5 protein-coding genes and 2 pseudogenes are annotated in these 7774 nt (G+C 64.0%); 1 reads left to right on the forward strand and 6 read right to left on the reverse strand.

Annotated elements, in window-relative coordinates; all coding sequences use genetic code 11:
• The 6 genes and pseudogenes from V7Q81_RS13200 to gyrA form a co-directional block, all read right to left on the reverse strand.
• Positions 1–105 (reverse strand): annotated as a pseudogene (locus V7Q81_RS13200) (prephenate dehydrogenase/arogenate dehydrogenase family protein); the annotation flags it as partial.
• 5 nt (positions 106–110) lie between these two features.
• Complete coding sequence (gene hisC / locus V7Q81_RS13205) at positions 111–1205, reverse strand: histidinol-phosphate transaminase (RefSeq protein ID WP_333844075.1); 1095 nt, start codon at positions 1203–1205, stop codon at positions 111–113.
• 2 nt (positions 1206–1207) lie between these two features.
• Complete coding sequence (pheA, locus tag V7Q81_RS13210; protein ID WP_333844066.1) at positions 1208–2272, reverse strand: prephenate dehydratase; 1065 nt, start codon at positions 2270–2272, stop codon at positions 1208–1210.
• Positions 2256–3458: a phosphoglycerate dehydrogenase gene (locus V7Q81_RS13215; protein ID WP_333844069.1), complete on the reverse strand. Its 1203-nt coding sequence runs from the start codon at positions 3456–3458 to the stop codon at positions 2256–2258. Before V7Q81_RS13215 ends, pheA begins: the two co-directional genes overlap by 17 nt.
• 9 nt (positions 3459–3467) lie before the next feature.
• Positions 3468–4550: a 3-phosphoserine/phosphohydroxythreonine transaminase gene (gene serC / locus V7Q81_RS13220; protein ID WP_333844071.1), complete on the reverse strand. Its 1083-nt coding sequence runs from the start codon at positions 4548–4550 to the stop codon at positions 3468–3470.
• Between the two features lie 3 nt (positions 4551–4553).
• On the reverse strand, positions 4554–7148 hold the full coding sequence (gene gyrA, locus V7Q81_RS13225; protein ID WP_333844073.1) for a DNA gyrase subunit A: 2595 nt from the start codon (positions 7146–7148) through the stop codon (positions 4554–4556).
• A 337-nt stretch (positions 7149–7485) separates the two neighbouring features.
• Between gyrA and V7Q81_RS13230 the strand changes: the two are divergent.
• Positions 7486–7774, forward strand: a pseudogene (locus V7Q81_RS13230) (OmpA family protein); the annotation flags it as partial.

A 7774-nucleotide genomic window follows, 5' to 3' on the forward strand; every position in this document is an offset into this window, starting at 1 on the left:
CCCCACGCCCACCACCCGCTCCACCCGTCCCGCCGCCTTCAGCGCCAGGGCGAAGGAGCCGCCGATCAGGCCAACGCCCGCCACCACGAGCTTCTTGAGCCGCACTTCCCTCACTCGGCCAGCACCTCTCGCAAGGCGGTGAGGAAGCGGGCGTTCTCCGATTCCAGGCCCACGCTCACCCGCAGGTGCTCGGGCAGGCCGTAGCTCGTCACGGGCCGCACGATGACCCCCTTACGCAGTAGCTTTTGGTACACGCCGTCTGCGTTCCCTACCCTAAAGCAGACGAAATTGCCATAAGACGGGATGAAGGCAAGGTCGAGCTCCATCAAACCGGCGGTGATCTGGATCATTCCTGCCCGGTTGAGGGCCACGCTCTTCGCCACGAATTCCGTGTCCTCCAGCGCTGCCACGGCGGCGACCTGGCCCAGGGTGTTCACGTTGAAGGGCTGGCGCAGCCGGTTCATGAGATCGGCAACGCGCGGCGATGCCAAGGCATAGCCCACCCGCAAAGCCGCCAGCCCATAGACCTTCGAGAACGTGCGGGTCACCACCAAATTGGGGAATTCGCCGATCCAGGTCTCGCTATGGCTTTTCATGTCCTGGGGCAAGTACTCGTAATAGGCCTCGTCCAGCACCACCACCACCGTGGGCGGGACGCGGCGCAGAAAAGCCAGGAGCTGGGGCGGGCTGACCAGGGTCCCCGTGGGGTTGTTGGGGTTGGCAATGAACACGAGGCGAGTATGTTCCTCGATCGCATCCAGCATGGCTTCCAGGTCGTGCCCGTAGTCCCGCGCCGGCACTTCGATTCCCTGGGCACCGATCGCCTGTACCGCCAAAGGGTAGACAGCAAAGGCGTGTTGGGAATAGACGGCGCAGAGGCCTGGAGCCAAAAACACCCGTGCCACCAGCTCCAGCACGTCGTTGGAGCCGTTGCCCAGCACTACCTGGTCCATGGTGACCCCGAGCTTGCGGCTAAGGGTCCTCTTGAGCTCGAAGCCGTTGCCGTCGGGATAGCGCGCCAACTCCGGCAGTGCTTCCCGTACCGCCGCCAGGGCCCGGGGGCTGGGCCCCAGCGGGTTTTCATTGGAGGCGAGCTTGATCACTTCCCTCAAGCCCAGCTCCCGCTCCAGCTCGGAGATGGGCTTGCCCGGCTGGTACGGCGCGATGGCGCGCACGTATCCGGGAGACAGCTCGCACACGTCCACTGTCACTCCTTGGCGCACGGGTAGGATCCAAGGATTTTGAACAGTGACGCCTTCTCCCGCACTTCGGTGAGGGCGGCTGCTACCGGAGAGTCCTCCCGGTGACCTTTGATGTCCACGTAGAACACGTACTCCCACAGCCCGGTGCGCGAAGGCCGTGACTCGAGCCGGGTGAGGTCGATCTGGCGGCGGGCGAAGGGCTCCAGCAGATCGCGCATGGCTCCGGGGCGGTTGGTGGTGGAGATGACGAGGGAAGTCTTATCGGTACCCGAAGGGCCCGCGTCCTCCGGGCCTATCACCAGGAAGCGGGTGGTATTGCGCGGGTCGTCCTCGATGTTTTCCGCAAACACCTTAAGGCCGAAGCGGCCGGCGGCACGCCGGCTCGCAATGGCCGCCGCCCCCGATTCCTGGGCCGCCAGGCGAGCCGCCTCCCCGTTGCTCGGTGCCGCCACCCGCTCGGCTTGGGGCAGATTGGCCGCCAGCCATTGCTGGCACTGGGCGAAAGACTGGGGATGGGAGTAGACCCGTTTCACCTGGGTCAAGCTTTCCCCGTTGAACAACAGCGCCTGGTGGACCTGCAGCATGATTTCCCCGCACACTTTGAGGGGCGTCTGCAGCAATAGATCCAGGGTGCGTCCCACGGCGCCCTCGGTGGAATTCTCCACCGGCACCACTCCGTAGTGGGCGCGCCGGGACTCCACCGCCCGGAACACTTCGTCGATGGAGGCGCAAGGAGCGCCCGCCGCCGCGTTACCGAAGCGCTTGATCGCCGACTCTTCGGAGAAGGTACCCTCCGGCCCCAGGTAAGCCACGGTGATCGGCTCTTCCAGCGCCCGGCAGGCGGAAATGATCTCCACGAACAGCCGCTCCACCGCCTCTGCCGGCAACGGTCCGCCGTTCAAGCGCTTCAGCCGTTTGAGCACTTGGGCCTCCCGCTCCGGACGGTAGACGTTTCCGTTCTTGAGGCCGCCGATCTGCCGTGCCAGCTCGGCGCGCTGGTTGAGCAGCTTCAGCAGCTCGGCGTCCAGCGCGTCGATGCGGCTGCGTAATTCGTCAATCGGCTCGCTCATGGCCATCTCCGGCGGGGAGATAGCGCACCGCCAGTACGCCCGGGATCGCGGCGATCTCCTCGATCACCCGGGGCGGCGGCGGGCTGTCCAGATCCACCAGGGTATAGGCCGCCGCGCCTCGGGACTTGTTCAGCATGTTGTGGATGTTAAGCCCGGCACGGGCCATGGCAGTGGAGATCTGACCCACCATGTTGGGCACGTTCATGTTGGCTACCCCAATACGATAGGGGGACTCCCGCGCCATTACCACCGTAGGGAAATTGACCGAGTTCACAATGTTGCCGTTTTCTAGATAGTCCATCACTTGATCCACCACCATGATGGCACAGTTGTCCTCCGCTTCCTGAGTGGAGGCGCCCAGGTGTGGCAGGGCGATCACGGCAGGGTGGTGCACCAGGCTAGGATGGGGAAAGTCGGTCACGTAATATTTGATGCGGTGCTCGGAGAGCCCGGCCAGGACGGCCTCCACGTCCACCACACCGTCGCGGGCGAAGTTGAGTAGGATCGCCCCCGGCTTCATCTTGTGCACCAGCTTGTGATCGATCAGGTGGCGCGTCACGTCGAGCAAAGGCACGTGGACCGTCACAAAATCAGCGCTCCGCACCAGCTCCTCCAGGGTGTGGGCTTTGCGTACCTGGGAAGGCAGGCTCCAGGCCGCCTCCACGGTGATTTCCGGGTCATAGCCCACCACCTTCATTCCCAGCTTGATCCCTGCGTCGGCCACCAGGCTGCCAATCGCTCCCAGGCCAATGACGCCCAAGGTCCTGCCTGGCAGCTCGAAGCCGGCGAACTGCTTCTTGCCCTCCTCGATCAGGCGATGCAGGGTCGCTTCGTCTCCCACTAGCCCTTCGGTGAAACGGATCGCTGGCACGAGGTTGCGGGCGGCCAGCAGCATGCCCGCCACCACCAGCTCCTTTACCGCGTTGGCGTTGGCACCCGGGGTGTTGAACACCGGCACGCCCCGCTCGGTCATGCGCTCTACGGGGATATTGTTGGTCCCTGCCCCGGCACGCCCGATCGCTTTCACGCTCGCTGGTATCTCCATCTTGAGCATGTTGTAGGAGCGCACCAGGATAGCGTCTGGGTTCGGAACATGGGGCCCGATCGTATAGCGCGATCCGGGGAAGCGCTTGAGGCCCTGGGGCGAGATGTTGTTGAGAGTCAGGATGTGGAAGCGTTCGGCCATGCTTCGAGCTCAGCCGTGCTTGTGCGCAAACTCACGCATGAACTCCACCAGCCGCTGCACCCCCTCGATGGGCATCGCGTTGTAGATCGACGCCCGCATGCCGCCCACGGAGCGGTGGCCTTTGAGCTGAACCAAGCCGCGCTCCTTTGCCTGCCGCAGGAATTCCTCGTCGAGGGCCGGGTTTCTGAGGGTGAAGGGCACATTCATGCGGGAGCGGTCTGCTTTGGCCACTGGAGTAGCGTAGAAATCGCTCGCGTCCAGGAAATCGTAGAGCAAGCGAGCCTTTTCCGCGTTGATTCGCTCCATGGCCGCGAGCCCGCCCTTGTCCTTGATCCACTCGAACACGAGTCCGGCGATGTAGATGGCGAAAGTGGGCGGCGTGTTGAGCATGGACTCGTTATCCGCCTGCACCTTGTAATCGAAGATGCTGGGCGTAATGGGCAATGCCGAGCCGATCAAATCCTCGCGCACGATGACGATGGTTAGCCCCGCTGGACCGATATTCTTCTGCGCGCCGGCATAGATCAGGCCAAAGCGGGTTACGTCGATCGGCCGCGACAGGATGTGGGATGAAGCATCCGCGACCAGGGGCACGTCCCCTGTGTCGGGAATCCAGTGGTATTCCACGCCGCCTATGGTCTCGTTGGAGGTGATGTGCACGTAGGCCGCATCGGGGGAGAGGCTCCAGCGGTCCTGGGGCGGCACGTAGCTGAAGTTGCGGTCTTCGGCGCTGGCGGCCACATGCACTTCGCAATACTTCCTCGCCTCGGCCATCGCCCGCTTGGCCCAGTGGCCAGTGTTCACGTAATCAGCCTTGCGCTTTCCCCGCAGGAGATTCATCGGCACCGCGGCGAACTGGGCCGTCGCCCCCCCTTGCAGGAATAGCACCTTGTAGTGGGCAGGGATGGCCATCAGCTCCCGCAGATCGGCTTCGGCCTTGCGGGCGATGGAGACAAACTCCTTGCCGCGATGGCTCATCTCCATCACCGACATGCCACTCGCGCACCAGTCGAGCAGCTCGTCCCGAGCCCGGACGAGCACTTCCTCCGGCAGCACCGCCGGACCCGCGCTGAAATTGTAGACGCGTCCCATCTTCTACCGCTCTTCTCCTTCGCCCGCCGTGCCCACCTTCGTCCCCTCAGCGGCATCATCCTCTGCTTCCGACTCCACCACCTTGCCGAGCCCCGCCAGCTTCTCGGAGGCGTCCAGGTCGATGAGCCGCACTCCCTGGGTAGCACGCCCCATCTCGCTGATTTCCGCCACCCGGGTACGGATCAGCACGCCTCCCGTGGTGATCAGCATCACTTCGTCCTGCGGCGTCACCAAGGTGGCAGCCACCACGTTGCCGTTGCGGGCAGTGGTCTGGATGGCGATCACTCCCTGGCCGCCCCGGCCGTGGCGCGGGTACTCGGCCAAAGGTGTGCGCTTGCCGTAGCCATTTTCCGTGGCGGTGAGCACCTGCTGCTCCTCCCCGTCCGCCACCACCAGGGAAATCACCCGCTGCCCTGGCTCCAGCCGCATGCCGCGCACGCCTCGGGCGAGCCGGCCCATGGGCCGCACGTCCTCCTCGCAAAAACGCACAGCTTTGCCCGCGTCGGAGAACAACATCACGTCCTGGTGGCCGCTGGTCAGCTCGGCGCCGATCAGGAAATCGCCTGCAGTAAGCTCCACCGCGATGATACCGGAGGGACGGGGCCGAGAGAATTCGGAAAGGGGCGTCTTCTTCACCGTCCCCTGGGCGGTGGCCATGAAAACGTAGTGCTGATCGTCGAACTCCTTCACCGGCAGTACGGCGGTGATTTTCTCCTCTGGTTGCAAGGGCACCAGGTTCACGATGGGTTTGCCGCGCGACAAGCGCGCCCCTTGGGGCACCTCATAGACCTTGAGCCAGTACAACCTGCCGCGGTTGGAGAAGCACAGGATGTAGTCATGGGTGTGGGCGATAAACAGGTGATCGATGAAATCGTCCTCCCGGGTGCCCGCCGCCTGCTTGCCCCGTCCACCGCGCCGCTGGGCCCGGTAGTCGGCCACAGGCTGGCACTTGATGTAGCCCGCGTGGGACAGGGTTACCACCACGTCCTCGGGCGTGATCAGGTCTTCGAGCGACAGCTCCTGGGCTCGGGTGACAATCTCGCTGCGGCGCTCGTCGCCGTATTGTTCTTTAACGGCCCGCAGCTCGTCGGCGACGATGGCGTCCACCCGCTCGGGACGCGCTAGCACGTCCAGGAGGTCGGTGATGGCCTCCATCACTTGCCGATACTCGTCCACGATCTTGTCCCGCTCCAGTCCGGTCAGACGCTGCAGTTGCATCTCCAGGATGCGCTGGGCCTGGACGTCGGAGAGCCGGTAACCCTGGGGGGACAGGCCGAACTCGGGCGCGAGGCCCTGGGGGCGGGCCGCCTCCGCATCGACCCGTGCCAGCATTTGTTCTACCAGCGCAGAGCGCCAGGGGCGCTCCATCAGCCTTTCCTTGGCCGCTGCTGGCGATGGGGCCTCCTTGATCAGGGCAATGATCTGATCCACGTTGGACAGGGCCACCGCTAGGCCCTCCAGGATGTGACCCCGTTCCCGTGCCTTGCGCAGCTCGAATACGGTGCGCCGAGTAACCACCTGCCGGCGGTGGCGCAGGAACGCCTCCAGCAGCTCCTTCAAATTGAGCAGCCGTGGCTGGTTGTCCACCAGGGCCACCATGTTCATGCCGAAGGTATCCTGCATCGGGGTTTCCTTGAACAGGTTGTTCAGGACCACCTCCGGCATTTCGCCGCGTTTGAGCTCAATGACTACTCGCATGCCCGACTTGTCCGATTCGTCCCGCAGATCGGCGATGCCCTCCAGCTTCTTCTCCCGCACGAGCTCGCCGATGCGCACGAGCAGGTTAGCCTTGTTCACCTGGTAGGGCAGCTCGTCGATGACGATGGCCTGTCGGTCTCCTTTTTCCAGGTCCTCCACGTGAGTGCGGGCGCGGATCACCACTCGGCCGCGCCCAGTGCGATAGCCCTCCCGGACTCCTTCCAACCCGTAGATGATGCCCCGGGTCGGGAAATCCGGCGCCGGGATGAACTCCATCAGCTCGTCGATGGTCATCTCCGGATGCGCGAGGAGGGCAAGGCAGGCGTCTACCACTTCCCGCAGGTTGTGGGGGGGCACGTTGGTGGCCATGCCCACCGCGATACCCGCCGACCCGTTGATCAGGAGATTGGGCACGCGGGTGGGCAAGCAAACCGGCTCCTGCTCCTTTTCGTCGTAGTTGGGCTGAAAATCCACCGTCTCCTTGTCGATGTCGGCCATCAATTCGGAGGCGATGCGGGATAGCCGGCATTCGGTGTAGCGCATGGCGGCCGGATTGTCCCCGTCCACCGAGCCGAAGTTGCCCTGCCCGTCGATCAAGGGATAACGCATGGAAAAATCCTGGGCCATGCGCACCAGGGTGTCGTAGATGGCGGCATCGCCATGGGGGTGGTATTTCCCCATCACGTCCCCTACCACCCGGGCGCACTTCACGTACGGCCGATTCCAGACGATGTTGGCTTCGTGCATGGCATACAGGATGCGCCGGTGCACGGGCTTCAAACCGTCCCTTACATCGGGGAGCGCCCGGCCCACGATCACGCTCATGGCGTAATCCAGGTAGGAGCGGCGCATTTCCTCTTCGAGGCTGACGGGAACGGTTTCTTTGGCGAACGATTCCATGGCCGAAGCGGCTCACACGACAGGAAACGGGCTCAGTGCTTGTGCCCTGTCCAAGGGGATGGAAAAACTCAATTCAAAAGTTGAAAATTTTATCACGAGCAAACGCACAGGCGCCATGCGTAACGCTTCGCGCTGAGTGCCGAGGGCGCGCGCAAAGGGTTGACATACCGAAGATTTCAACCGGATAATGCGCGTACGCCCTAGCGCGGATCGACCTCGTTCAACAGAGGTTTGCGTTAACTCGAGGCGCACAGGGAGTCCCGGAGCCTTCGTGAACACCTCCCCGCCGGGGCTCGTGTTGCTTTTAATATTCGGAACGAACAAGAAAGGTGCAAGCATGAGAACTCTTTCCCCGAAGCGTCTGATGTTGGGCCTGACGGCTGCCGCCGTTCTCGCATCGGGCCCGGTGCTCGCCGCCGCGGACAAGTCCGGCTATTGGGTGGATTCCCGCGGTACAGTGACCAAGAACAGCTATGGACAGTGCTGGCGCGCCGGTTACTGGACCCCGGCGATGGCGATCGAGGAGTGCGATCCGGACTTGGTGAAGAAGGCCGAGCCGCCCGCGCCGCCGCCGCCGGCGCCCGCCCCGGCTCCCGTGGCGCCGGCGCCTGCGCCTGCGCCTGCCC

Origin of the sequence: Pelomicrobium sp., from assembly GCF_036803785.1 — a bacterium.
GTDB lineage: Bacteria > Pseudomonadota > Gammaproteobacteria > Burkholderiales > UBA6910 > Pelomicrobium.